Source organism: Comamonas guangdongensis, assembly GCF_041079535.1.
GTDB lineage: Bacteria > Pseudomonadota > Gammaproteobacteria > Burkholderiales > Burkholderiaceae_C > Comamonas > Comamonas guangdongensis.
The window spans coordinates 1-25,416 of sequence record NZ_JBFYGN010000015.1 but is presented as its reverse complement, the minus strand read 5'-3'; the positions used below and the strand labels follow the sequence as shown (position 1 = coordinate 25,416).

Sequence of the window (25,416 nt, the reverse complement as noted above, 5' to 3'; positions counted from 1 at the left end):
ATTGGGTTCATTCTTCGTAGGCACGCGGCGCAGCAGGCATGGGCAAGGCCGATGCACCGTGGCCGGACTCGCTGATCGGCGCGACATGACTGCCGTGCTGCTGCAGCGGCCGGTTGCCGGCAAGGCGGCGCAACAGCACGTAGAACACGGGTGTGAGGAACAGGCCGAAGGCCGTCACGCCAATCATTCCGCTGAACACGGCCACGCCCATGGCGCTGCGCATCTCGGAGCCGGCTCCCGTGGACAGCACCAGCGGCAGCACGCCCATGATGAAGGCCATCGAGGTCATCAGGATGGGCCGCAGGCGCAGTCGGCTGGCTTCGATGGCCGCCTGTACCGGCGTGCGTCCCGCGAACTCCAGCTCGCGCGCGAACTCGACGATCAGGATCGCGTTCTTGGCCGACAGCCCCACCAGCACGATGAGCCCGATCTGCGTGAACACGTTGTTGTCGCCATGCGAGAGCCACACGCCGGTCATCGCGGCCAGCAGGCCCATGGGCACGATCAAGATGATGGCGACGGGCAGCGTGAGGCTTTCGTACTGCGCCGCCAGCACCAGGAACACCAGCAGGATGGCGATGGGGAACACCAGCACGGCCGAATTGCCCGCGAGGATTTCCTGATAGGTCAGCTCCGTCCACTCGAAGCCTATGCCGGGCGGCAGCGTCTCGGCGGCAATGCGTTCGACGGCCGCGCGTGCCTGCCCCGAGGAGAACCCGGGTGCAGGGCCGCCGTTCACGTCGGCCGCGAGAAAGCCGTTGTAGCGCATGGTTCGCTCGGGACCGTAGCTGGGGTCCAGCTTCATCAGCGCGGACAGCGGCACCATCTCGCCCGTCATCGAGCGCACCTTGAGCTGGCCCACGTCCTCGGGCCGCGCGCGGAAGGCCGCGTCGGCCTGCACGCGCACGCTGTAGGTGCGGCCGAACTCGTTGAAGTCGTTCGCATACAGGCTGCCGAGGTAGATCTGCAAGGTCTCGAAGATGTCCGTCACCGGCACGCCCAGCTGGCGCGCCTTGGTGCGATCGATGTCGGCATAGAGCTGCGGCACATTGACCTGCCAGCTCGTGAACAGGCCTGCCAGCTCGGGCGTCTGGTAGGCCTTGACCATGAAGGCCTTCACTGCGGCATCCATGCCGGCGTAGCCTAGCGAGCCCCGGTCCTCGATCTGCAGCTTGAAGCCGCCCGTGGTGCCCAGGCCGGCCACCGGCGGCGGCGGGAACATGGCAATGAAGGCATCCTGGATCTCGCCGAAGGCCTGGTTCAGCTGCCCGGCCACGGCCGCGCCGCTCTGGTCCGCACGCGTGCGCTCGGCAAAGGGCTTGAGCATCACGAACACGATGCCGGCGTTGGAGCTGTTGGTGAAGCCGTTGATCGACAGGCCCGGGAAGGCGATCGCATCCTCCACGTTCGGGTTCTTCTTGACGATCTCGCCCATGCGATGGATCACGCTGTCGGTGCGGTCCAGCGTCGCACCGTCGGGCAGCTGCGCAAAGCCGACCAGGTATTGCTTGTCCTGCATGGGCACGAAGCCGCCCGGCACCAGGTGGAACAGGCTCCAGGTCGCGCCCACCAGGGCCAGGTAGACAACCAGCATGCCGGCCTTGTGCCCGATCACGCGCCGCACGCCGCCGCTATAGGCCTCGGAGCCGCGCTGGAACACCGCGTTGAAGCGCCCGAAGAAGCCGCCCAGCACGCGGTCCATGCCGCGCGTGAGGGCATCCTTGGGCTCATGGTGGCCCTTGAGCAGCAGCGCGCTCAGCGCCGGCGAAAGCGTCAGCGAGTTGATGGCCGAGATCACCGTCGAGATGGCGATGGTCACCGCAAACTGGCGGTAGAACTGCCCCGTCAGGCCGCTGATGAAGGCCAGCGGCACGAACACGGCCACCAGCACCAGCGCAATGGCGATGATGGGGCCCGACACTTCGCGCATGGCGCGGTAGGTGGCCTCGCGCGGCGTGAGCCCGGCCGCGATGTTGCGCTCCACGTTCTCCACCACCACGATGGCGTCGTCCACCACGATGCCGATGGCCAGCACCAGGCCGAACAGCGACAGCGCATTGATCGAGAAGCCCAGCAGGTGCAGCACCGCGAAGGTCCCCACCACCGACACCGGCACCGCCAGCAGCGGAATGATGGAGGCGCGCCAGGTCTGCAGGAACAGGATCACCACGATCACCACCAGCGCAATGGCTTCGAGCAGCGTATGGATCACCGACTCGATGGAGGCGCGCACGAACTGCGTGGGGTCATAGGCAATGCGGTACTCCACGCCCTCGGGCATGTGCTTGGCCAGCTCGGCCATGGTCTTGCGCACGTTCTCGGAAATCTCCAGCGCATTCGAGCCCGGCGCCTGGAACACGCCCATGCCCACGGCCGGATCGTTGTTGAGCAGCGAGCGCAGCGAGTAGTCGGCCGCCCCCAGCTCCAGCCGCGCGATGTCGCGCAGCCGGGTGACGGCACCGTCCGCACCGGTCTTGACGATGATGTCGCCGAACTCCTCGGGGCTGGAGAGCCGCCCCTGGGCGTTGATCGACATCTGCGTGTCCACGCCGGGCAGCCCGGGCGAGGCGCCCACCACGCCGGCCGCGGCCTGCACGTTCTGCTTGCGGATGGCCGCCACCACGTCGCTGGCCGACAGGCCGCGCTGCGCCACCTTCTGCGGATCGAGCCAGGCGCGCATGGAATAGTCGCCGCCGCCGAAGATCTGCACCTGTCCCACGCCGGGAATGCGGGCCAGCCGGTCCTTGACATTGAGCACCGCGTAGTTGCGCAGATAGTCGATGTCATAGCGGCCGTTGGGCGAGACCATGTGCACCACCATGGTCAGGTCGGGCGCGCTCTTGACCGTGGTCACGCCCAGGCGGCGCACTTCCTCGGGCAGGCGCGGCTCGGCCTGCGAAACCCGGTTCTGCACCATTTGCTGGACCTTGTCGGGATCGGTGCCGAGCTTGAAGGTGACGGTGAGCGTCATCACGCCGTCGGTCGTGGCCTGGCTGCCCATGTAGAGCATGCCTTCCACGCCGTTGATGGATTCCTCCAGCGGCGTGGCTACGGTTTCGGCGATCACCTTGGGGCTGGCGCCCGGATACTGCGCGCGCACCACCACCGAGGGCGGAGCGACCTCCGGGTACTCCGAGATCGGCAGCGTCCGCATGGCGATCAGGCCCGCGAGAAAGATGAGCACCGACAGCACGCCCGCGAAGATCGGGCGGTCGATGAAAAATCTGGAAAGGTTCATGGCATCAAGGGATTAAGGGTTCTCAAGCCGCGGGTTGCTTGGCGGCGCTGCGGCCGTCGGCCAGCTCGGCCTTGGCGTCCATGGGCACCTCCTGCGGCGCGACCACCACGCCCGGCCGCACGCGCTGCAGCCCGTTGACGACGATGCGCTCGCCGGCCTTGAGGCCGGAGCTGACCACGCGCAGGCCGTCGACCGGCGCGCCCAGCAGCACCTCGCGGTACTCGGCCTTGTTGCCCTCGCCGATCACCAGCACGAACTTCTTGCTCTGGTCCGTGCCCACGGCGCGCTCTGTGATGAGCACGGCCTGCGCGCTCTGCGGCTGACCCATGCGGATGCGCGCGAACTGCCCGGCCATGAGCGTGCCGTCGGCGTTGCCGAACACCGCACGCACGCGCACCGTGCCGCTTTTCGCATCGACCTGGTTGTCGATCAGCTGCAGATGGCCCGCATAGGGCGTTCCGTCGCCCGTGCCCACGCCCATCTGCACGGGAATGGTCTCGATCAGCGCGCGCGTGCTGCGTCCCTCGCTGGCGGCCTGCAGGCCCTGCAAGGCATTGGCCACGATCTGCTCGTCCACATCGAAGCTGGCATACATCGGGTCCACCGACACCAGGGTGGTCAGCACCGGGGCCCCGGCACCCGAGCTCACCAGGTTGCCGACGGTGACCTCGATGCGGCCCACGCGCCCGTTGACCGGCGCCTTCACCTGCGTGTAGCCCAGGTTCAGCCTGGCGGTCTGCAGTGCTGCCTGGGCAGCACGCAGGTTGGCATCGGCCTCGCGCTGGGCATTCACGCGCTCGTCATATTCCTTCTGTGCGATCGCGCGCTCGTCCCACAGGCGCGCGGCGCGCTCGGATTCGCTTTGCGTATAGGCCATGCGCGCCCGGGCGGCCACGACCTGCGCCTCGGCACGGTCGACTTCCGCCGTGTAAGGGGCCGGATCCACGGTGAACAGCGGGTCGCCGGCCTTCACCAGTGCGCCCTCCTTGAAATGCACGGCCTGCACCGCCCCCGAGACGCGCGGGCGCACGTCCACGCGCTGCACGGCCTCGAGGCGGCCGGAGAATTCGTTCCACAGCGTCACGTCCTGCTGCAGGACCTGGGCCACCGAGACCGGCACGGCCGGCGCGGCAGCTTGCGGCGCGGGCGCCTCGGCATGCGAGGCCTGCAAGCCCAGCATGGTGGCGGTCGTGGCGATCACGGCCGCTGCAACGCCGGCGGCGGCCCACCGGCGACGAATAGAGAGTTTGGAATGGTCGTTCATGGCGAGGTCTTTAGTTCAAAGGTTGAGAGCGGTAAAAGTGCTTCCAGCGGCAGGCAAGACTCATCCCTTCCAGCGCTCGGGCCAGGAATCGAATGAGAGAGAAAAGAAAAAGGCGCAGCTGAGCTCCGTCCGGCCCCTAGGGGCCGGATCAGGCCGGCGGTCTCAGCGAGGCTGGGTCAGCTCAAAGCCGACATCGGGTCATCTCGAAAAACTTGCGCAGCCGCTGCTGCAACTGCACGGCACAGGGGCAGGACTCGGGCGGCTGCTCCAGCAGCGCCTGCGGCCACTCGCCCGCTTCTGCGAATACATGCTGGAACACGGTCAGGCCCGCGGCTTCCAGGCGCGCACCGTAGTTCAGCGCTTCATCGCGCATGGGATCGGACTCGCCCACCGCAATCAGGGTCGGCGGAAGCCCGGCCAGGCGGCGCGCCCGCGCCGGCACCGCATAGGGGTGCTCGGCATCGTGCGAGCCGCCCAGGTATTGGCACCATCCCGCAGCCCACTTGCACTCGACGGACTCGCCCTGCGCGGCACGCTGCGAAGGCGTGGCGGCGCAGGGGTCCAGCATGGGCGAAATGAGTATCTGCCCGGCCAGCGGCGGCTGCAGCTGGTCGCGCGCCATCAGGCACACGCCGGCCGCCAGATTGGCGCCCGCCTCTTCGCCGGCCAGGTACAGCGGCGCGCCCTTGCCGGCCAGTTTGCTGCGCTGCTTGTAGGCCCACTGCAGCACCGCATAGCCCAGCTCCAGCGGGCGCGGAAAAGGATTCTGCGGCGCCAGCGGATAAGCCACCGACACCACGCAGGCCCCGGCCGCCGCCAGCGAGCTGCCCACGGTGCAACCGTTGTCCAGATCGCCGGCCACGAAGGCGCCGCCATGGAAATGCACCACCAGCGGGCACACTTCGCCGCGCTTCTTGCCGCCATACATGCGCACGCTGGCCTCCATGCCGTCCGCCACGGAGATCGTGGCATCGGTATGAGCGGTCAACAGCGATGGAATGGCTTTGGTGTTTGGCATGAAATTTCCGGACGGCACCGGGTGATGGGATAGGAATGTAGCGACAGGCATCAACGGCATAAACCCCGCAAACGCGCCCACACTGTTTCCAATTCTCGAACAATGACGGCCAGACCTCTGTGTGAGAATCCCGCATCCTCGGCGAGTCCGGGATTTCACGAGGACAAGGAGATCCTATGGATCAGATTCAGGCCATGCGTATTTTCGCGCGAGTGGTGGAAGCCGGCACTTTCACGCGGGCCGCCGATTCGCTGCAGATGCCCAAAGCCAGCGTGACCAAGAATGTGCAGGCGCTCGAGGAGCGCCTGCGCGTGAAGCTGCTCAACCGCACCACGCGCCGCGTCACGGTGACCGCCGACGGCGCAGCCTACTACGACCGCGCCGTGCGCCTGCTGGCCGACTTCGACGACCTCGAGGCCAGCGTGAGCCAGGCCCGCACCACGCCGCGCGGCCGGCTGCGCGTGGATGTGGGCACGACCGTGGCACGCCTGCTCATCATTCCCCACCTGACCGAGTTCCAGTCGCGCTACCCCGAGATACAGATCGACCTGGGGGTGAGCGACCGCACGGTGGACCTGATCAGCGACAACGTGGATTGCGTGATCCGCGGCGGCGAACTGGCCGACCAGTCGCTGGTGGCGCGGCGCATAGGCAATCTGGAGTTCATCACCGTCGCCGCCCCCGAATACCTGGAACGCCACGGAATTCCCCAGCACCCGCGCGAGCTCGAGTCCAGCCACCGCAACGTGATCTATTTCTCGCCGGTCTCGGCACGGCGCTATCCGCTGGAGTTCCACCGGGACGGCGCAGTGATCGAGATCGCCAGTCCCGCCCATCTCTGTGTGAACGAGGGCAACGCCTATATCAGCGCCATCCTCGCAGGCCAGGGCATAGGGCAGGCCAGCCGCTTCCAGATTCAGGAACATCTCGAAAACGGCCGGCTGCGCAGGATTCTGGAGGACTGGCATCACCCCCTGCTGCCGATTTACGTGGTCTACCCGCCCAACTCCCACCTCAGCGCCAAGGTGCGGGCCTTTGTGGACTGGGTGGTCGAGCTGTTTTCCAGGAATCCGCTGCTGCAGGGCCAGAGCCAACAGGCCAGTCCCGGACGCCGCTAAACCCCTGCCGCCTCCGGCCTCACTGCTGCAGCTGCGACCATACCTTGTCGAGACGCTTGGCGCTCACCGGATATGGCGTGCGCAGCTCCTGGGCGAAGAAGCTCACGCGCAGCTCCTCCAGCATCCAGCGGTATTCCTGCATGCGCACGTCGATCTGGCCCTTGCGCTCGGCCACCAGGCGCCAGTAGCGCTGCTCCTGCGGTTGCAACTCCTTGAGCTTGGCCGCATCGCGCGCCGGGTCGGCACGGTATTTGTCCAGGCGCGTGGTGATGGCCTTGAGATAGCGCGCGTAATGGCCGAGCTGCGCCCAGGGCGCCACGGCGATGAAGTTCTTGGGCATCAGCTTGTGCAGCTGCTCGCCCGCATCCCTGGTCGCTTCCGGCGCATTTTTCGTGTCCTTGATCTTGCGCGCGGCGGCCGCATACTCGGTCAGGATGACCGCGGACATGCGCGCCACCTCGTTGGCGATCAAGGTCAGCCGCCCGCGGCCGTCCTGCACGCGCTGCTTGAAGTCGGCCTCGTTGGCGGGCAGCGGCTCCTGCAGGAAGGCGCGGTCTATGGCCACGTCGATGATTTGGGCGCGCAGCTCCTCCTGCGTGCCCAGCGGCATATAGGCCACGGCCATTTTCTGCAGCTCGGGGATGTTCTTTTCCAGGTATTTGAGCGCATCGCGGATCTGCAGCGCGAACAAGCGGCGCAGGCCCACGCGGTGGCGCGCGGCCGCCACCTCGGGCTCGTCGAAGACCTCGATGCCTACCGTCTCGCCATGGTCGATCAGCGCCGGAAAGCCGATCAGCGTCTGGCTGCCCTTCTTGATCTCCATGAGCTCGGGCAGCTCACCAAAGCTCCACTCCTTGTAGCGCGCATCGGCCGCGGCAGCTCCGGAGTTCTTCTGGGTCGCGGCAGCGGTCGAGTCCGCTGCGGTTTTGGGAGCTGCCGGCGCCTGCCCCTTCTGCTCTTTGGTGCTCTGCTGCAGTGAATCCTTCTCCGGCTCTGCGCTAGCAGCTATCTTTAATGAGGCCAGCGCCTGGAAGGCACCGCGTGCCTTGGCGCCCAGCTCGGCCTTGAGCGCGCCCAGGTTGCGGCCCTGGCCCAGCTGGCGGCCATGCTCGTCCGTGATGCGGAAGTTCATGAACAGATGCGGGCTGAGCATATCGAGCTTGAAGTCCGCGCGCTTCACATCGAGCGAGGTCTCGTCGCGCACCTGCTTGAGCAGCACATCGATCAGCCCGCTGTGTTTCGTCTGTTCGGCCCAGCGCTCTGGCGTGGTGAGCAGCTCGGCCAGCCGCGCGGCACTCTCGGGCAGCGGCACGAAGCGGCTGCGCGGGCGCTGGGGCAGGCTTTTGAGCAGGGCCTGGATCTTGTCCTTGAGCATGCCCGGCACCAGCCATTCGGCGCGCTCCTCCGATACCTGGTTGAGCACGAACAGCGGCACCGTGACCGTGATGCCGTCGCGTGCATCGCCGGGGCTGTGCAGATAGGCTGCCGTGCAGTCCACGCCGCCCAGCCTCACGGTCTTGGGGAAGTTGTCGGTGGTGATGCCCGCGGCCTCGTGGCGCATCAGTTCGTCGCGCGACAGGCGCAGCAGATCCGGATGGCCTTTGCTCTGCGTGCGGAACCACTGGTCGAAGGTGGCGCCGCTGAACACATCGCGCGGCAGCTGCTGGTCGTAGAAGGCGAAGATCAGCTCGTCGTCCACCAGCACGTCCTGGCGGCGGCTCTTGTGTTCCAGCTCCTCGACCTTGCGCACCATCTTGAGGTTGGCGGGCAGGAAGTGCCACTTGGTCTCCCACTCGCCCTCCACCAGCGCCTGGCGGATGAAGAGATTGCGCGCCCCGTGCGGGTCCACGCGGCCGTAGCTCACGCGCCGGCCGTTGTAGACCACCAGGCCGTAGAGCGTGGCGCGCTCCAGCGCGATCACATCGGCCTGCTTCTTGCTCCAGTGCGGGTCCAGCAGCTGCTTCTTGAGCAGATGGCCGCCGACCTCCTCCAGCCACTGTGGCTCTATGGCCGCAATGCCGCGGCCGTAGAGCCGCGAGGTCTCGACCTGCTCGGCCGCGACGATCCAGCGGCCCGGCTTCTTGGACAGGTGAGCGCCCGGGTGCGGGTGGAACTTGATGCCGTGCGAGCCCAGATAGGCTTCGCTTTCCTCGCCCTTGTAGCCCACATTGCCCAGCAGGCCGGCCAGCATGGACAGGTGCACTGCGTCATAGCCCGCGGCCTCTTTGTTGAGCAGCCATTTCTGCTCCTTGACCACGGTGAGCAGCTGCGAATGGATGTCGCGCCATTCGCGCACGCGGCGGATGTTGATGAAGTTCTGGCGCAGCAGCTGCTCCCACTGGCGGTTGCTGATCTTGTGCGTGGCCTCCTCGGCCTCGGCGGGGTTGAACAGCGCCAGCCGCTCCTCGGCCGTGCCTTCCGCCTGGGCGCCGCTGCTGCGCTGGCTCACGGGCAGAAAGGCCTGGCTGCGCGCACTGGGCTTGGCCGCAGGCCTGTGCTGGGCCGCCATTTCGGTGCGGCTCTTGGCCACCACCTTGCCGCCGCGGGCGTCCGACAGCCATTTCCACAGCCGCAGATAGCCGCTGAACTCGCTCTTTTCGTCGTCGAACTTGGCATGGGCCTGATCGGCCTGCTGCTGGGCCTCGAGCGGCCGGTCGCGCACGTCCTGCACGGACAGGGCCGAGGCGATGATCAGCACCTCGGCCACGGCGCCGCGCGAACGGGCCTCCAGAATCATGCGGCCCACGCGCGGGTCCAGCGGCAGGCGCGCCAGCTCCCGGCCCATGGGCTGCAGCTGGCCGTGGTCGTCCACGGCGCCGAGCTCGGCCAGCAGCTGGTAGCCGTCGGCAATTGCACGGCCCGAGGGCGCTTCGAGGAAGGGGAAGTTCACCACATCGCCCAGGCCCAGCGACTTCATGCGCAGGATCACGCCGGCCAGCGAGGAACGCAGGATTTCGGGATCGGTGAACCTGGGCCGGCTGTTGAAATCGGCCTCGTCGTACAGGCGTATGCAGATGCCGTTGGCCACGCGGCCGCAGCGGCCCGCACGCTGGTTGGCCGCAGCCTGGCTGATGGGCTCGACCAGCAGCTGCTCCACCTTGCTACGGAAGGAATAGCGTTTCACGCGCGCCGTGCCGGCGTCGATCACATAGCGTATGCCCGGCACCGTGAGCGAGGTCTCGGCCACGTTGGTGGCCAAGACGATGCGCCGCCCCGTATGGCCGTCGAAGATGCGGTCCTGCTCGGCCTGCGACAGGCGCGAGAACAGCGGCAGCACCTCGGCGCTGCGCAGCACCGGAGAATGCTGCAGATGCTTGCGCAGATGGTCGGCCGCCTCGCGGATCTCGCGCTCGCCGGGCAGAAAGATCAGGATGTCGCCGCCCCTGCCGCCGGCCCAGAGCTCGTCCACGCCATCGGCAATCGCATCGTTGAGGTCGAAGTCCTTCTTTTCCTCGAAGGGCTTGTAGCGCATCTCCACCGGGTAGGTGCGGCCCGAGACCATGATCACCGGCGCCGGCCCGTTCTTGCTTTCAAAATGCTTGGCAAAGCGCTCGGCATCGATGGTGGCCGAGGTCACGACCACCTTGAGGTCCGGACGCTTGGGCAGGATCTGCCGGATATAGCCCAGCAGAAAATCGATGTTCAGGCTGCGCTCGTGGGCCTCGTCGATGATCAGCGTGTCGTAGGCGCGCAGCAGCGGATCGGTCTGGGTCTCGGCCAGCAGAATGCCGTCCGTCATCAGCTTGACCGAGGCGCCTTTTTGCAGCGTGTCCTGGAAACGCACCTTGTAGCCCACGACCTCGCCCAGCGGCGTCTTGAGCTCCTCGGCAATGCGCTTGGCCACGCTGGAGGCAGCGATCCGCCGCGGCTGGGTATGGCCTATGAGCTGGCCCTTGCTCCCCTCTGGGGCGTTGACCCGGCCCCGGCCCAGCGCCAGCGCGATCTTGGGCAGCTGCGTGGTCTTGCCCGAGCCGGTCTCGCCGCAGACGATGATGACCTGATGGCGGTCCATGGCCTCCATGATCTCGTCACGGCGGCTGGATACGGGAAGTTGCTCGGGGAAGGTGATCTGCAAAGACATAAGGGCTGGGATTATCCCAGCCCTGGCTCATCTGCGCTCAGAACGTGTTTACGGTCTTATGGCGCATCAGCGGCGGCCGTGATCCCAGCCGCCGCGGTGCAGCATCCAGCGGCCATCCGCACCATGCGTCCAGCCCGGCTGCCGATAGCTGAAGCCCGGACGCGGCCGCTCATAGTGGCCGGGCCGCCAGACATGGCGTCCGCCCGACCAGTCCCAGAAGCCGCCAATCCAGATCGCGCCCAGATAGGGAGCCACGGGAACGGTCTCCACGTAAGGAGCGGGCGGCGCCACATCGGCGGTCACCACGCCCTCGTCGTAATAGCCGCTGCTGTAAGCAGGCCCCACGGGAGCCACCACGCAGCCGCCAAGAGCCGCAGCGCCCAGTACCGCAGCTGCGGCCCAGGACAGGGAGCGCCGGCTGGCCCTTGTAAGAATTGCATCACCTTGCATGATCGAACTCCTTGCAGCGCATCGTTGACGCCAAACAGTATCAGCGTCTTCATTGGACACCTGCCAGACTTAGGAAAGACTTAATGTCGGCCCAGCATCACAAAACTTTGACCCGGCTTTACCTGCCAGCCACATTCATGAAATGCGCTCTGCCTAGACTGGCTGCGAAACCCGTACCGGAGACGAGCATGGAGCTCAAGCGCAAAGCACTGTTGTTAGGCCTGGTTTTGCTGAGCCTGCTGCTCAAGGAAGTGGTGATTCCTGCCGAATTCCTCGAAGAGTGGCTAGGCCGCTGGTGGCGGCGCTAGGCCCGGGCCTGCGCACCACCCCATACCGCCAGTCTCTTTCAAGGCCGACGCCGACCCCGGCGGCCGCCGTACGACTTGCAACAGATGCAGGTCGCCCGTCGCTGGCGAACTCAGGAGCGCGGACCTTGCACCGCTAAGATGGGCACAGAATTCGACAGACTTCTCATCGCCCGCAACTCCTATTTCTCCTGCAGACAATGAATTGTTCCCAATGCGGCAATGCGCTGACCGCCCAGGCCAGATTCTGTAATCGCTGCGGCTGCCCACAAACGCCGGCCGAGCCCGCCGCAGCCCAGGACGGCCTCAGCTGCCCGCAATGCCATGCCAGCTGCCAGCCTCGGGCCAGGTTCTGCCCGCAGTGCGGCACCTCGCTCGCCCCGGTGGCCGCCGCCGCTAGGCCCGCGCCGGCGCCCGAGCCGCCCCGCATAGAGCCGTTTCTCGAGTCTGCGGCGCCGCGACCAGCCCGCAACCACAACCCGCCGGCCCTGCCTCGGGAGCCCCTGCCCGGCAACCGCAGCTGGATCAAGTGGGCGGTACTGGCTCTGGTGATCGCGGCCGTGGCGGCGGGCGCCATGATGGCCAGAAACATGGCGGGCCTGAGCAAGTCCCATACCGACGCCGCCCTGCCCGACAAGGATGCGCTCTCGGCACAGGACAAGGCCAGGGCCGATGCGCTCGTGGGCCCCCAAACGGGGGCCGCGGCAGGCTCCGCCGCAACGGCCGCTCCCTCGACCGCCGACGCTGCAGCCCCTGTGCCTCAGGCCGTCCCCGCGCCGACGGCCCTGCCCGCCGCAGCACCTATGCCTGCCCCCGAGCCCGCCCAGGCGGCCACGGCAGGCAATACCGCCGAGCCCTTCACCGCGCCGGCAGCCAAGCCTGCCGCCAAACCGCGGCCCGCACCTAAAAACGGTCCCCCGTCGCTGGACGACCTGCTGGATTGAGCCTCATGCACCACACCCGACTTTCTCTTCTCGCCTGCGTCACGCTGCTGATGAGTGGCTGCGCCACGATACAGGAGGCATCGAACTCCTTGAGCTGCATGCTGTCCCATGTCGGCAGTGCCGGCGACTGCGGCGGCCCGGCCCAGACGGGCGGCTCCCAGGCCGAGCGCTTTGCGCGCCTGCAGGCCGCGTTGAACCAGGAAACCCAGCAGGCGCGCCAGTCCCAGGGCCGCGCGGTACAGGCCATGCGTGGCCTGCCCGCCGGGCAGCGCGCCGTTGCCGGCCCCGTGAAAACCGCTCCGATCCGGATTACCGACGGACAAAGCGGCGGTGCCCGCAGCATGACGGTCTTCTCCTCGCTGAGCGTGGAAATGCCGCTGGCCGCCAAGGGCCGCAGCGAATACACCCAGGCCATGGACACGCTCAAGGGCCTGGCCAACACCTTGGCCGACAACCGCGGCTCATCCAGCATCGTGGTCGAGCAATCCGATGCCGACGTCAGGGCCGAACGCGTCAACACCAGCACCGGCACCACCTATAGCCAGGGCGGCAAGCCGGTGACGGTCATCAAGAGGGTCGACCCCGCTTTGCCCGCGGGGCTGGAGCGCTACACCATAGAAGCCGGCGAGATCCGCGGCAAGCTCTGAAGCGCGGCTTCTTTTCCATACCCCGCCATGCCGGCCTCCGGGCCCTTGGTATACCGATCACTTCTACGACAGGACGGGACATGAGACAAGTTCAAGCATTGGGAGAAATACGCTTCGCCACCCTGGCACGGGCCGCTGAGGGGCTGACGCAGTGGCGTCCGCTGCTCATGGGTTTCCTCACGCTGCTCGCCACCGCGGCCATCATGTTCGTGGGCCAGTTGCTGGCGCTGCGCACCAGCGGGCTGCTGGGGCTGGTCGTGATGCTGGCCGCCCTGGTGGTGCTGCTGGGCGGCTCGTCGGGCGTGGGCATCATGCTCATGGACAAGGCCAGGAACGAGCCCGTGCGCTCGTTTGCCGCCGCCGCGTCCGCAGGCCTGCTGTGCCTGCCCAGGTTTCTGCTCTTTGCGCTGGTGATCTTTTTGACAGCCCTGGCCTATATGGTCGTGGCGGCCCTGGTCTATTTCGTCTGCAAGATTCCCGTGATCGGGGCCCTGCTGGCCTTTGTCGCCCACCCGGTGCTGGTGCTGGTGGCCGCGGCCATTCTGATCTGCCTGATCGGGGTGGTCGGCCCCCTGATGGCGCCGGCCCTGTGGAGCGGCCTGTCCGTCAAGGCCGCGCTGGCCAATGTGCTGAGCATCGCACGTGCCCGCCTGATCGAGGTGGTGCTGATGGAGGTCGTGCTCTACGTCATCCTCTCGCTGATCTGCGTGATGCTGTTTGCGGGCTTCGTGCCCGCCACCTTCTCGCTGACGGCCATGGCGCTCAACATCACGGGCAGCGCGGGCGGCGGCATGGGCGTCTACGGCCCCATGGCCATGTTCATGGGCAATGGCGCGGGCATGGGCCTGGTGGCGGGACTTGGCGTGCTGTACTGCGTGGTCGGCGCGCTGCTCACCCAGGTCATGATCATGGGCATGAACCTCATCTATCTCCAGGCCCGCGAAAGCGTGGACCCGGGCGCCGCCGAAGAAGCTCTCGACGATCTGCTCGGCGACGTGCGCCAGAAGGCCGAGGAGGTCAGGGAGCGCACCATGGCCGCGGCCGAGCGCGCCAAGCAGGCGGCCCAGGAACATGCCGCCAGGGTCCAGGCCGCTGCCACGGCGACCGAGCCGCAGGAGCCGGCCGAAGCCACGCAAAAAACCGGTCAGACATCTGCCCCGCCCAGCTGCCCGGCCTGCCATGCGGCCATCGCTGCGGACGACAGCTTCTGCAGCGCATGCGGGCACCGGCTCAGATAAAACCCGGCGGCCGGCACTGCATAGGCCTGGGCTGAGGTACCGCAGCCCCCCTGGGTCCGGTGCAGCATCGCCCGGATCGCGCAGCGAAGCGGGCCGCAGAGCGTGGCCCGCTTCAGCAACCGCTCTTAATGCAACGCCAATGTGGCTGCGGCAGAATTCCGCCATCTTGCCGCGGGCAAGGGCTTTGGGCGACTTCCATGCATACAGATAACAACACACGCCGCAATATGGGTCTGCTGGTCGCAGCCCAGTCCCTGGGAGGGGCCTCGCCGCCCATCATCATCTCGCTGGGCGGCCTGGTCGGCCAGCAGCTGTCCAGCAATCCCACGGCGTCCACGCTGCCGGTCAGCATCTACCAGCTGGGCCTGGCCCTGTCCACCCTGCCCGCGGCCTGGCTCATGAACCGCCTGGGCCGGCGCCAGGCCTATGTGCTGGGTGCGCTGCTGGGCGTGCTGTCCGGCGTGATCGCGGCCCAGGGCATCGCCCACTCCGACTTCGTGACGTTTTGCATAGGCACAGCCTTGGCGGGCTTTTATGCGGCCTGCGTACAGAGCTACCGCTTTGCGGCCATCGACATCGTCGGCGAGCCTGCGCTGCAGGCCAAGGCCATCTCCCGGGTCATGGTCGGCGGCCTGATCGCGGCCATCATAGGCCCGCAGGTGGTGATCTGGACCCGCGACGCCCTGCCCGCCACGCCGTTTGCGGGCAGCTTCTACAGCCAGGCGGCTCTGGCCCTGCTGGCCCTGCCCCTGCTCATGGGCCTGCGCCTGCCTCCGCCCCTGGCCAAGAATGCGGCCACGGCCAGCGACGCACGGCCTTTGCGTGAAATCATCCGCAGCCCCCAGTTCGTCACGGCCTGCGCGGCCGGCGTGGTCAGCTACGGCCTCATGGCTTTTCTGATGACGGCGGCGCCCATGGCCATGGTGGGCTGCGGCCACAGCGTGGGCGAGGCCGCGCTGGGCATACAGTGGCATGTGCTGGCCATGTTTGCGCCCAGCTTTGTCACGGGCCGCCTGATCGCGCGCTTCGGCAAGCGCCGCATCACGGCCCTGGGGCTGATCATGATCGCCATGGCCGGCGGCCTGGCCCTGCTGGGCCTGGAGCTGCTGCACTTCTGGGGCGCGCTGATCCTGCTGGGCGTGGGCTGGAACTTCGGCTTTATCGGCGCCACGGCCCTGCTGGCCGAGTGCTACCGCCCGGCCGAGCGCGCCAAGGTCCAGGCCTTCAACGACTTTCTGATGTTCGGCACCGTGGCCGTGGCCTCGTTCGGCTCCGGCGAGCTGCTGCATACGGCCGGCTGGAACGGCATCAACTACGGCATGCTGCCCCTGGTCGCCGTGGTGCTGCTGATGCTGGGCCTGCAGGCGCGCCGCCAGAAGTTGGCTTCCGCATAAAATTCATAGCTGCCAGCGCTCGGCCAGAGCGGATCTAATGGTGATTTCGCCCCTATTTCCGCCCTGCCTCCGCTCTAGCACCCAGCCATAGCACGGCCAGCCAGCTGGCCAGTGCCATGCAGGCCAGCCAGGCCAGGTGCGGCAGGGCCGCCACCAGGGGCGCACCCAGCTGGTTGTAGCGCAGCGAGGCCTGTATCCCGGCCGTGCTGGGCGAGAGCCAGCGCAGCCACTGCAGCGGCTCGGGCAAAGCCTCGACGGGCCAGGTGAAGCCCCCCAGAAAAGCCAGCGGGATCGAGGAAAACAACACTACCTGCAAGGCCCGCTCGCGATCGGCCAGCCACCAGCCCAGCAGGCAGGCGCAGCCCACGACGGCCGGCACAAAGCAGGCCAGCAGCGCCAGCGCGCCCCAGGGGTTGCCGCCATGCGGAAAGTCCTGCCAGATGAAGATCCAGCCGAAATAGAACAGCCCGGCCAGCCAGCCCGGCACGCACAGCGCCAAAAGCCGCGCCAGCCATTGCCGGGCTCCGGTACGGTCCACTCCCTGCTCGCGCCAGGTGCCGACCAGCAGCGCACTGCCCATCAGCAGGGTCTGCTGCAGTATGAGCACGGACACGGCCGCCACCACAAAGCTGCCATAGCCCTCGGTGGGGTTGAACAGGGCCACGGCCTGGGCGTTCACGGGCGAGCGGCTCACGGCCGCCTGCGGCGCGCTCTGCCCACCGGCCTGCAGACGCTTGATCTCCACGCCGGCCGAGACGGTGCCGAAAGCCTCGGCAAAACCGTATTGCACCTGCTTGCTGACCAAGGGATAGGCGCCGTTGGCGTAGACCGGAATCACCACATTCGCGCGGCGCAGCACATCGCGCTTGAGATCGCGCGGCAGCAGCGCATAGCCCATGACCTCGCCGCGCAGCACGGCCGCGTGCGCTTCGCCCTCGTCGGCCGTGACCAGCTGCGGATGGATGCGCGGGCTGGCCTGGGCAAAGCGCAACATCTGCCGGGCCAGGCCCGAGTTGTCCTGCACGACCACGGCCACGGGCACGCGCTGCACCACTTCGGAACTGTAGAACCAGGGGTAGAAAAAGCCGTAGAGCGCGGGCGCCCCCAACAGCAGCAGGACCGCACCCTTGTCGCGCAGCATCGCCACCAGGCTGTCCAGCCACAGGCGCAGAAAGCCGGCACTGGGATCAAGGTCAGCGTCCATGGCTCAGCGCCCTCCCCATTTGTCGGGCCGCCTCAGGCCGCGCAGCAGGCCGGCCGAGGCCAGCGCCAGCAGCACCAGCGCCGCCAGCAGCAGTCCGCTCACCACGGGCAGGGTCTGGGCCACGGGCGCGCCCATCTGCCACTGCTCTATCTGCAGCCGTGCGTAATGCGTGTACGGCATGGCCAGGGCCCAGCCGCGCGCGCTGCCCGTCATGGCCAGCAGCGGAAAGCCCACGCCGCTGAACGCGAACGCCGGTGCCGACAGCAGCCCCGTGCCCGACAGCGCCGTGCGCAGCGAAAGCGTGACGCCCGCCAGCGCCGCGCCCGCGGCCAGGCTCAGCACCACCAGGGCCGCCAGGCCCACGCCAATCCAGGCCATGCTGCCGGCCACGCTCCAGCCACGCAGTTGCGCCAGATACAGCAAAGCCGCCATGCCGCTGCCCCAGAGCAGCAGGGCCGGCAGCAGCAGCTTGCCCAGCAGGGCCGCCGCCACTCTGGCCAGACTCGCGGACTGTCCATCCGGGCTCAGCCACTCAACCAAGGTGCGCTCGCGCAGCTCGCGGCCCACGGACCAGGCACCGGCCGTCATGGCCAGGATATGGATCAGCGCGGGCACCAGCGCGGCGGCCAGGAACTGCTCGTAATTGGTGGAGACGTTGAACAGCGCCACCAGCTGAGTCTTGATGGGCTCCATCTGCACGCGCAGCACCTGCTGCGGCGAGCCGCGCTTGGCGGCGGCCTGCATTTCCACGCCGGCCGACAGCGTGCCCACTACCTGCCGCACATCGCGCTGCAGCAGGCTCGATGCGGTGGCCAGTTGCGCGTTGTGCAGCAGCGTGACGGTACCGCCCGCGCCATGCTTCACGTCGCGCGCCAGATCCGGCGGTATGTGCACCACGCCATAGACGTCCATGCGCTGCAGCGCCTCGGCGGCCTCGCCGCGGTTAAGCACCACCTGGCGCACTTCCAGCCCTGGCGTGGCCTCCAGCATGCGCAACAGCTGGCGCGACAGCGAGGAATGGTCTTCATTCCAGACGGCGATAGGCAGCCGGTAAGGCTGGCCGGCCGAGAAAATCCAGCACATCAGGCCCAGGGCCAGTATGGGCACCCAGCTGACCATGGCCCGGTCCCAGGGGCTGGCCCGCAGCCGGCCCCATTCGCGGCGCAGGCTGGCAGCAAAGACGTTCACGTCCCCCCTCCGACACCACCCTCGACGATGACGCTCATGCCGGGGCGCGCGCCTGCTATGGGCTTGGCCGGCCTGGCCCGCACTTCAAAGGTGCGCGCATCGAAGCCCTGGCTGCCGCGCGTGCTGCGCCAGGTGGCGAAATCGGGCAGCACTCCGAGGAAGAACACCTCGAACTCGGCCTGGCGGTTGTCCAGCGCCGGCAGCCGGCCCGTGAAGCGGCTCTTCACGGCAAAGCGCTGCAGCTGGTCCTCGCGCACATTGAGCACCAGCCACTGATCGCTCAGGTCCACCACGGTGACCACCGAAACGCCCTGGGGCGAGAGCTCGCCCTGCTTGGCCAGCACATTCGCTACCTCGCCGCCCACGGGGCTGCGCAGCTGGGTCTCGGCTTCGGCGGCCTTGACCTCGGCCACCACGCCATCGACCTGGCGCGCCTGGGCGGCGGCGGCCGTCTTGTCCTCCACGCGTACACCACTGGCCGCCATGTCGAACTGGGCCCTGGCGGCCCTGGCCTGGGCATCCGAGGCGCGCCAGTTGGTCTGGGCCTCGTCGCGTTTCTGGGCCGAAACCAGGCCTTGATTGAACAGGCTCTGCACGCGCTCGTACGAGGTCTTGGCCAGCTCGGCCGCTGCCTGGGCGCGCTGCCAGCTCAGGCGGGCCATCTGCACCTCCTCAGGGCGGGCACCATTGCTGGCCTTGGCGGCCACGGCCTGGGCCGCATCGCGGGCCGCCTGGGCCTGGGCCAGCTTGGCCTGCACCTCGGGGCTGTCCATTTCCACCAGCAGATCGCCGGGCTGGATGATCTGCCCCTCGCTCACATGCACCTTGGAGATGCGGGCCGTGACCTTGGGCGCGATGTCGGCCTCGCGCGCCTCCATCTGGCCCTGGAAATATGGGGCCGCGGGCTTGGCCGCGCGCCAGAAGCCCCAGACAATGAAGATCAGCACCGCGGCCACGACGATCAGCGCCACCACGGGCGGACGGCGCCCGGCCTGCCTGGGCGCCTCGGGGCTGGGACTGGAAAGCGGTGGGGTCGGTACGGGTGTATTCATGGGGCGTCTGCCTTGATCTGGATATCGGCACGGGCCATGTAGCGGGTGAAGTCGTCGGTCTGTCCCGTGCTTTCAAGCAAGGCGGCCAGGGCCTGCACATACTGGTTGGCGGCGGCGGCGCGTTCGGTCTGCACCTTGGCCAGGTTGAGCTGGGCGTCGATCAGCTCCAGCGCGGTGCTCGTGCCCTCCTTAAGGCCGGCCTTGCGCAGCCGCAGCAGCTCGCGCGCCAGATCCTCCTGGGCCTGGCCCGACAGATACAGGATGCGGGACTGCTCCACGGCCAGCCAGTTCTTCTCCACCAGCAGCGCGATATCGGAGCGCACCTGGGCATCGGTGAGCTCGGCCTGCTCCACCTTGCGCTGGCCCGCGGCCGAAAGCTTGTCGCGGTCTATGCTGTCCCACAGCGTCCAGCGCACGGCCACGCCGGCCACCCAGTTGGGCTTGCCCGAGGTGTTGCCCTCGCGCATGCCAAAAGCCAGCACCTGGGGCTTGCGCAGCGCCTCGGTGGCATCGTGCAGCGACTCGGCTTGGCGGCGCTTGGCCGCCACCTTGCTCAGGCCCGGGTGGCGGCTCTGGGCCGCATCCAGAAACTGCTGCAGCGGCGGCAAGGCCTCGCTGCTGACAAACAAGGGGGAGCTGGGGCGCACGCCGCCCACCCCATTCGCGACATGCACCGTACGCAACAGGGCGCTGCGCGCCAGGCGCGCATCGTCGTCGGCCTTGCGCGCCTGCTGTTGGGCGTCGGCCAGGGCCGCGCTGGCCTGCAGCCGCTCGACCTGGGCGATCACGCCGGCCTTGAGCATGTGCTGGGCCGCGTCGTCATGGGCGCGCACGCCCTCCAGCGCGCGGTGGCGCAGGGTCGCGGCGCGCTCGGCCAGCTGGGTGCCGAAATAGCGCTGCACCAGCAAGGTGTGCAGCTGGCCGGCACTGGTCGCGGCATCGGCAAGGGCCTCGTCGGTCATGGCATCGAGTTCGCCGCGCACGGCATCGCCGAGACCGCCCATATACACCGGCCACACGGCCGACAGGCTGGCCGATGCCACATTGCTCTGGCGCTGCAGGTCGTAATTGGCCGGCAGGCTGGGCAGCTGCGCCACGGCGCCGCCCAGCTGCGGCGGCAGATAGGAGATGCTGTTGCCCAACGCACGGCGCGCGGGGTCGAGGTCCAGGTCGACATTGGCCGAATAGCGATAGCCGATGCCGGTGATGGCCACCGAGGGACCGCCCAGGCCCTGCATGCCTTCGCGGCGCAGGCGGGCGCTGTCCACGGCCTTGGCCGAGGCGGCCAGCTGCTCCGAGCGCTCCATCAAGGCCGCGCGGGCCTGCTCGAAGCTCAGCGCAGTGGCGGTGGCCGGCGACTGGGCCAGGGCGGGCAGCGTGGCCCCGGCCAGCAGGCTCAGCGCCAGGGGAAAGCAGCTGGAATGCATGAATGGAAACAAGCGCTTATAGGTAGTCGGGGGAAAAGTCTGAGGCGGGACGCCCCGGGGGCCTCCGCTGCGCGGCCGCAGCCGGCAAGGCGACGGCCCCGTTTCGACTTTGGATTCTAGCCACGCCCATAGGGGCTGCCCGCGCCGGCCCACGGGTCGTTGCCTTTTTCCACCATGGACATGGGATGCAGCCGCTAAACTATGGCCTGCTTGCCCGCCTGCCCTGTTTGCGGGCTTTTTTTCCAGTCCGGCCGCTCGCCCATGGCAGCGCCCGGGAGCAGCCAGCCCTTGCGGGGCTCTCACCTATCACCCATGTCCACCGTTTTCAACTTCACCTTTGTTCCCTGGTTCCGGTCTGTGGCGCCCTATATCCACAAGTTCCGACATCAGACTTTCGTGGTGGGTCTGACGGGTGAAGCCATCGCTGCCGGCAAGCTCAGCTCCATCGTGCAGGACCTGGCCCTGATCCAGGCCATGGGCGTGAAGATCGTGCTGGTGCACGGCTTCCGTCCCCAGGTCAACGAGCAGCTGCGCCTCAAGGGCCAGGAGCCGCGCTACTACAACGGCGTGCGTGTCACCGACTCCATCGCTCTCGATTGCGCCCAGGAAGCCGCGGGCCAGCTGCGCTACGAGATCGAGGCCGCCTTCAGCCAGGGCCTGCCCAACACCCCCATGGCAGGCGCGCGCGTGCGCGTGATCTCGGGCAACTTCCTCACGGCCCGTCCCGTGGGCATCGTCGATGGCGTGGACTTCAAGCACTCGGGCCTGGTGCGCAAGGTGGACGTGGAAGGCATACGCCGCGCCCTGGATTCCGAAGCCATGGTGCTGATCTCGCCCTTCGGCTTCTCTCCCACGGGCGAGGCCTTCAACCTCAGCATGGAAGAGGTGGCCACGCGCGTGGCCACCGAGCTCAAGGCCGACAAGCTGATTTTTTTGACCGAGATCCCCGGCATCCGCATGAAGCCGCTGGAGGCCGACGGCGAGGACAATCCCATCGATACCGAGCTGCCCGTGGATGCGGCCCGCCGCCTGCTGGCCCAGCTGCCTCCGGCCCAGAGCCCCATGGATGTGGGCTTTTATCTGCAGCACTGCGTGCGCGCCTGCGAGCACGGCGTGGAGCGCAGCCATATCCTGCCCTTCTCCACCGACGGCGCGCTGCTGCTGGAGATCTATGTGCACGACGGCATAGGCACCATGGTCATCGACGAAAAGCTCGAGGAGCTGCGCGAGGCCTCCATCGACGACGTGGGCGGCATCATCCAACTGATCGAACCCTTCGAGCGCGACGGCACCCTGGTCAAGCGCGACCGCACCGAGATCGAGCGCGAAATCGCCAGCTATACGGTGATCGAGCACGACGGCGTGATCTTCGGCTGCGCGGCGCTGCACCCCTACCCCGAGGCCAAGACCGCCGAGATGGCGGCCGTGACCGTCTCCCCCAAGAGCCAGGGCACGGGCGACGGCGAGAAGCTGCTCAAGCGCATCGAGCAGCGCGCACGCGCCCAGGGCTGCGAAACCCTGTTCGTGCTGACCACGCGCACCATGCACTGGTTCATCAAGCGCGGCTTCCAGCCCGTGGACCCCGAGTGGCTGCCCGAGGCGCGCAAGGCCAAGTACAACTGGAGCCGCAAGAGCCAGGTGCTGGTCAAGAAGCTCTAAGCGCCTCCGCCATCAAACATGTTCCAACGCTTGCCAGACAAGCGCTGGCAGCTATGTTTTCAGGTTGCCACGCCGGGATTGAGCTCACGCAAGCTTCGCGCAGCGCCCGGGCTGCCGCAAGGTGTTTGTTGCGCTGCGTCACAGCTATTTCGGCCATCGTGGGTACAACAGGACATTCCTTGTCTCCGGTACACCCATGCCCTCCACCACCGCCCCCATCCTGCCGCCCCAGGCCATCAGCCAGGATGTGCTCGCCGAGAAATACCTGGCGCCCGGCGAGCAGTCCGAGCCAGACCTGTTCCGCCGCGTGGCCAGGGCGCTGGCCGCCGTCGAAAAGGAGGCGCTGCGCGAGCACTGGGAAGCCAGGTTTTTCGACAATATGCGGGCCGGCGCCATAGGCGCGGGCCGCATCATGGCCGCGGCCGGGCTGCAGACCAAGGCCACGCTGATCAACTGCTTTGTCCAGCCCGTGGCCGATGCGACCAACGGCTTTGACGCCCAGGGCAACCCCGGCATCTATACCGCGCTGTCGCAGGCCGCCGAGACCATGCGCCGCGGCGGCGGCGTGGGCTATGACTTCTCCAATCTGCGGCCCAGGGGCGCGATCGTGCGCGGCACCAATTCCTTTGCCTCGGGCCCCTGCTCCTTCATCGACGTGTTCGATGCCTCCTGCACCACGGTGGAGTCTGCGGGCGCGCGGCGCGGCGCGCAAATGGGCGTGCTGCGCATAGATCATCCCGATGTGCAGGAGTTCATCACCGCCAAGCGCCAGAAGGGCCGCTGGAACAATTTCAATGTCTCGGTCGGCGTCAGCAGCATCTTCATGCAGGCCGTCAGGGACGATGGCCCCTGGGATCTGGTCCATGCGGCCGCGCCCAGCGATAGTCAGATCGAGGCCGGCGCCCACCGGCGCGACGACGGCCTCTGGGTGTACCAGAGCGTCCAGGCGCGCGCGCTGTGGGAGACCATCATGCGCTCGGCCTACGACTTTGCCGAGCCCGGCATCCTGTTTCTGGACAATATCAACGCCGACAACAACCTCTGGTATGCCGAGCAGATCGCCGCCACCAACCCCTGCGGCGAGCAGCCGCTGCCGCCCTATGGCTGCTGCGATCTCGGGCCCATCATCCTCACGCGCTTTGTGCGCAGGCCGTTCAGCAGCAAGGCGTATTTCGATCTCGAGAGCTTCCGCACCGCGGTCGCGACCCAGGTCCGCATGCTGGACAATGTGCTGGACGCCACGGTCTGGCCCCTGCCCGAGCAGCAGCGCGAAGCCCAGCAAAAGCGCCGCATAGGCCTGGGGTTCACGGGCCTGGGCGACGCACTGATCCTGCTGGGCCTGCACTATGCGAGCGCCGAGGGCCTGGCTCAGGCCGAAGCCATTGCGCAAGCCATGCGCGACGCGGCCTATCTGGCCTCGGTGGAGCTGGCAAAGGAAAAAGGCGTCTTTCCGCTGTTCAACGCCAAGCAGTATCTGCAAAGCGGCTTCGCCAGACGGCTGCCCAAGGAAATCCGCGCGGCCATCAAGAAGCACGGCCTGCGCAACAGCCATCTGCTGTCCATCGCGCCCACGGGCACGGTATCGCTGGCCTTTGCCGACAATGCCTCCAACGGCATAGAGCCGGCGTTTTCCTGGACCTATACGCGCAAGAAGCGCAGGGCCGACGGCGGTACCGAGCTCTATACCGTGGAAGACCATGCCTGGCGCCTGTACCGCGCCCTGCACGGCGCCGATGCAGCGCTGCCCGACTGCTTCGTGAGCGCGCTGGAGCTCAGCGCCTCCGAGCATGTAGCCATGATGCGCCGCGTCCAGCCCTATATAGACACCTCGATCTCCAAGACCGTCAACATCCCGGCCGACTATCCGTTCGAGGATTTCAAGCATCTCTACATGGAATGCTGGGAAGCCGGCCTCAAGGGCTGCGCCACCTATCGGCCCAACGACACCCTGGGCGCCGTGCTGTCAACGGAGGCGGCGCAGCCGGCCCCGCATCCGGCCATGAATGCCGTGATCGAGCGCCGCCCCGAAGGGCCGCTGAATGCCGTGGTCGACAAGATCGAGTACTTCACCCACGATGGCGCCAGGCGCCTGTATCTGGTGGTGAGCTTCATGGTCGTCAATGGCGTGGAGCGTCCCATCGAGTTTTTCATGCCCGTGGGCCAGACCGGCGAGAGCCAGCAATGGATCACGGCCACCATGCGCAGCCTGAGCCTGGCCGCGCGCGGCGGCTTTCTCGACAAGGCCCTGGCCGATCTGCGCAAGGTCGCCTGGGACCGCGGCCCCGTGCGCTATGGCTACAAGGCACGCGAGGACGGCAGTCGCATCCCGCTATGGCATGACAGCGAGGTGGCGCTGCTGGCCTTTGCCATACAGAGCATCATCGCCAACCGCGGCCAGCCCCAGCCCGCGCCCAGCACCGCGGCCAGCCCGGCGGCCCCGCCCGAGGCGACCGTCGGCAGCAAATGCCCGGAGTGCGGCGCCCATGCCATGATCAAAAAAGATGGCTGCTCGTTCTGCACGGCCTGCGGCTATGTGGGGGCTTGTGGATGAAGGCGCCGGCGGCTTGAGCGACGGAATTCGGCCAAAAGCAGTCATCAAAGTGCTATTTTTATATAAAACGTCACTCCTATAGGATGTCAACGAAACAACTCTGCAATTTTCATTTTTATGCGCACTAATGGCTTTACCGTTGTTCCAACATTTCTAGTTTTAGGCCCGCCGCTGGGTGCATTTGTTTTTTGGTTTTTAACCTTGGGAATCGATTTGCTTATGAGTGGAGCATTCGACCCACAAGCATGGCGTGGTGCCCAGAAATTGTTAAGTATTTACGTAATTAACAGCTATTTTTTAGGACTCTTGCCAGCGGCGGCAGCTAGTGCCTGCTACCTCGTGGGGGTACGTCGAAATTGGTCTTTTCTTATCATTGTTGGTGCAACTAGCCTAACAGGACTCATAGTTGCAAGCCTGGTTCCAATAAGCACTGGAGAGCTTGACGAGGCTGGTTTAAGCATGACTGCGGCAGGTGCTGCATCAGCGCTGCTTGTATCTCTCTGTTTTGAATGCTTCCGAAGCTTGAAAACTCGCTGAAGTAGCTCCTTGAGTGACTGCAAAGGGTCTACAGGGACTTTCCGGCAAGTCAACCGTTGACCTTGCATATTTCTGCCTCCGTCGTTGTTTAATCAGCGATT

The 25,416-nt window shown here is 67.0% G+C and carries 17 protein-coding genes; 8 read left to right on the top strand and 9 right to left on the bottom strand.

Annotated elements, in window-relative coordinates; genetic code table 11:
- Positions 1-7: 7 nt before the first annotated feature.
- The 3 genes from AB6724_RS13620 to AB6724_RS13610 all read right to left on the bottom strand — a co-directional run bounded on the left by AB6724_RS13620 (position 8) and on the right by AB6724_RS13610 (position 5,520).
- Positions 8-3,238, bottom strand: a complete 3,231-nt coding sequence (locus AB6724_RS13620) for an efflux RND transporter permease subunit (RefSeq protein WP_369339071.1) — start codon at positions 3,236-3,238, stop codon at positions 8-10.
- Between the two features lie 22 nt (positions 3,239-3,260).
- Entirely contained in the window at positions 3,261-4,502 is a 1,242-nt protein-coding gene (locus AB6724_RS13615; RefSeq protein ID WP_369339070.1) for an efflux RND transporter periplasmic adaptor subunit, read from the bottom strand.
- 181 nt (positions 4,503-4,683) lie between these two features.
- Positions 4,684-5,520: an alpha/beta hydrolase gene (locus AB6724_RS13610; protein ID WP_369339069.1), complete on the bottom strand. Its 837-nt coding sequence runs from the start codon at positions 5,518-5,520 to the stop codon at positions 4,684-4,686.
- A 176-nt stretch (positions 5,521-5,696) separates the two neighbouring features.
- Here AB6724_RS13610 and AB6724_RS13605 point away from each other — a divergent pair, with 176 nt between their 5' ends.
- Positions 5,697-6,638, top strand: coding sequence for a LysR family transcriptional regulator (locus AB6724_RS13605; protein ID WP_369339068.1), 942 nt, complete (start codon positions 5,697-5,699; stop codon positions 6,636-6,638).
- A 19-nt stretch (positions 6,639-6,657) separates the two neighbouring features.
- Here the strand turns inward: AB6724_RS13605 and hrpA are convergent, their stop codons facing one another.
- Positions 6,658-10,719: an ATP-dependent RNA helicase HrpA gene (gene hrpA / locus AB6724_RS13600; protein WP_369339067.1), complete on the bottom strand. Its 4,062-nt coding sequence runs from the start codon at positions 10,717-10,719 to the stop codon at positions 6,658-6,660.
- A 66-nt stretch (positions 10,720-10,785) separates the two neighbouring features.
- On the bottom strand, positions 10,786-11,169 hold the full coding sequence (locus tag AB6724_RS13595) for a hypothetical protein (protein ID WP_369339066.1): 384 nt from the start codon (positions 11,167-11,169) through the stop codon (positions 10,786-10,788).
- Between the two features lie 505 nt (positions 11,170-11,674).
- Here AB6724_RS13595 and AB6724_RS13590 point away from each other — a divergent pair.
- The 4 genes from AB6724_RS13590 (at position 11,675) to AB6724_RS13575 (ending at position 15,697) form a co-directional block, all read left to right on the top strand.
- On the top strand, positions 11,675-12,418 hold the full coding sequence (locus AB6724_RS13590; RefSeq protein ID WP_369339065.1) for a zinc ribbon domain-containing protein: 744 nt from the start codon (positions 11,675-11,677) through the stop codon (positions 12,416-12,418).
- A 5-nt stretch (positions 12,419-12,423) separates the two neighbouring features.
- Positions 12,424-13,065, top strand: a complete 642-nt coding sequence (locus AB6724_RS13585) for a hypothetical protein (protein WP_369339064.1) — start codon at positions 12,424-12,426, stop codon at positions 13,063-13,065.
- A gap of 80 nt (positions 13,066-13,145) precedes the next feature.
- Positions 13,146-14,303: a hypothetical protein gene (locus tag AB6724_RS13580; protein WP_369339063.1), complete on the top strand. Its 1,158-nt coding sequence runs from the start codon at positions 13,146-13,148 to the stop codon at positions 14,301-14,303.
- Positions 14,304-14,500: 197 nt separating this feature from the next.
- Positions 14,501-15,697 carry an MFS transporter gene (locus AB6724_RS13575; RefSeq protein ID WP_369339062.1) on the top strand — a complete coding sequence of 399 codons (1,197 nt, stop codon included), beginning with the start codon at positions 14,501-14,503 and terminating at the stop codon, positions 15,695-15,697.
- 52 nt (positions 15,698-15,749) lie between these two features.
- On the opposite strand, the gene AB6724_RS13570 is transcribed toward AB6724_RS13575, so the two are convergent.
- From AB6724_RS13570 to AB6724_RS13555, 4 genes are all read right to left on the bottom strand, one after another.
- Positions 15,750-16,838, bottom strand: coding sequence for an ABC transporter permease (locus tag AB6724_RS13570; protein WP_439329870.1), 1,089 nt, complete (start codon positions 16,836-16,838; stop codon positions 15,750-15,752).
- A 66-nt stretch (positions 16,839-16,904) separates the two neighbouring features.
- Complete coding sequence (locus AB6724_RS13565; protein WP_369339060.1) at positions 16,905-18,089, bottom strand: ABC transporter permease; 1,185 nt, start codon at positions 18,087-18,089, stop codon at positions 16,905-16,907.
- On the bottom strand, positions 18,086-19,141 hold the full coding sequence (locus AB6724_RS13560) for an HlyD family secretion protein (RefSeq protein WP_369339059.1): 1,056 nt from the start codon (positions 19,139-19,141) through the stop codon (positions 18,086-18,088). The genes AB6724_RS13565 and AB6724_RS13560 overlap by 4 nt, the downstream gene beginning before the upstream one ends.
- Positions 19,138-20,568, bottom strand: coding sequence for a TolC family protein (locus tag AB6724_RS13555; RefSeq protein WP_369339058.1), 1,431 nt, complete (start codon positions 20,566-20,568; stop codon positions 19,138-19,140). The genes AB6724_RS13560 and AB6724_RS13555 overlap by 4 nt, the downstream gene beginning before the upstream one ends.
- A gap of 312 nt (positions 20,569-20,880) precedes the next feature.
- On the opposite strand from AB6724_RS13555, the gene argA reads away from it, so the two are divergent.
- From argA to AB6724_RS13540, 3 genes are all read left to right on the top strand, one after another.
- Positions 20,881-22,227 carry an amino-acid N-acetyltransferase gene (gene argA, locus AB6724_RS13550; protein ID WP_369339057.1) on the top strand — a complete coding sequence of 449 codons (1,347 nt, stop codon included), beginning with the start codon at positions 20,881-20,883 and terminating at the stop codon, positions 22,225-22,227.
- A gap of 196 nt (positions 22,228-22,423) precedes the next feature.
- On the top strand, positions 22,424-24,778 hold the full coding sequence (locus AB6724_RS13545) for an adenosylcobalamin-dependent ribonucleoside-diphosphate reductase (RefSeq protein ID WP_369339056.1): 2,355 nt from the start codon (positions 22,424-22,426) through the stop codon (positions 24,776-24,778).
- A 117-nt stretch (positions 24,779-24,895) separates the two neighbouring features.
- On the top strand, positions 24,896-25,315 hold the full coding sequence (locus AB6724_RS13540) for a hypothetical protein (protein WP_369339055.1): 420 nt from the start codon (positions 24,896-24,898) through the stop codon (positions 25,313-25,315).
- Positions 25,316-25,416 lie beyond the last annotated feature (101 nt).

Bases quoted from the DNA above. Each gene is read 5' to 3' on its own strand.
- AB6724_RS13560 (WP_369339059.1), bottom strand. From the start codon at position 19,141: ATGAATACACCCGTACCGACCCCACCGCTTTCCAGTCCCAGCCCCGAG.
- AB6724_RS13545 (WP_369339056.1), top strand. From the start codon at position 22,424: ATGCCCTCCACCACCGCCCCCATCCTGCCGCCCCAGGCCATCAGCCAG.
- AB6724_RS13540 (WP_369339055.1), top strand. From the start codon at position 24,896: ATGCGCACTAATGGCTTTACCGTTGTTCCAACATTTCTAGTTTTAGGC.
- AB6724_RS13595 (WP_369339066.1), bottom strand. From the start codon at position 11,169: ATGCAAGGTGATGCAATTCTTACAAGGGCCAGCCGGCGCTCCCTGTCC.
- AB6724_RS13610 (WP_369339069.1), bottom strand. From the start codon at position 5,520: ATGCCAAACACCAAAGCCATTCCATCGCTGTTGACCGCTCATACCGAT.
- AB6724_RS13615 (WP_369339070.1), bottom strand. From the start codon at position 4,502: ATGAACGACCATTCCAAACTCTCTATTCGTCGCCGGTGGGCCGCCGCC.
- AB6724_RS13605 (WP_369339068.1), top strand. From the start codon at position 5,697: ATGGATCAGATTCAGGCCATGCGTATTTTCGCGCGAGTGGTGGAAGCC.
- AB6724_RS13590 (WP_369339065.1), top strand. From the start codon at position 11,675: ATGAATTGTTCCCAATGCGGCAATGCGCTGACCGCCCAGGCCAGATTC.
- AB6724_RS13555 (WP_369339058.1), bottom strand. From the start codon at position 20,568: ATGCATTCCAGCTGCTTTCCCCTGGCGCTGAGCCTGCTGGCCGGGGCC.
- AB6724_RS13585 (WP_369339064.1), top strand. From the start codon at position 12,424: ATGCACCACACCCGACTTTCTCTTCTCGCCTGCGTCACGCTGCTGATG.
- AB6724_RS13620 (WP_369339071.1), bottom strand. From the start codon at position 3,238: ATGAACCTTTCCAGATTTTTCATCGACCGCCCGATCTTCGCGGGCGTG.
- AB6724_RS13570 (WP_439329870.1), bottom strand. From the start codon at position 16,838: ATGCTGCGCGACAAGGGTGCGGTCCTGCTGCTGTTGGGGGCGCCCGCG.
- AB6724_RS13580 (WP_369339063.1), top strand. From the start codon at position 13,146: ATGAGACAAGTTCAAGCATTGGGAGAAATACGCTTCGCCACCCTGGCA.
- argA (WP_369339057.1), top strand. From the start codon at position 20,881: ATGTCCACCGTTTTCAACTTCACCTTTGTTCCCTGGTTCCGGTCTGTG.
- hrpA (WP_369339067.1), bottom strand. From the start codon at position 10,719: ATGTCTTTGCAGATCACCTTCCCCGAGCAACTTCCCGTATCCAGCCGC.
- AB6724_RS13575 (WP_369339062.1), top strand. From the start codon at position 14,501: ATGCATACAGATAACAACACACGCCGCAATATGGGTCTGCTGGTCGCA.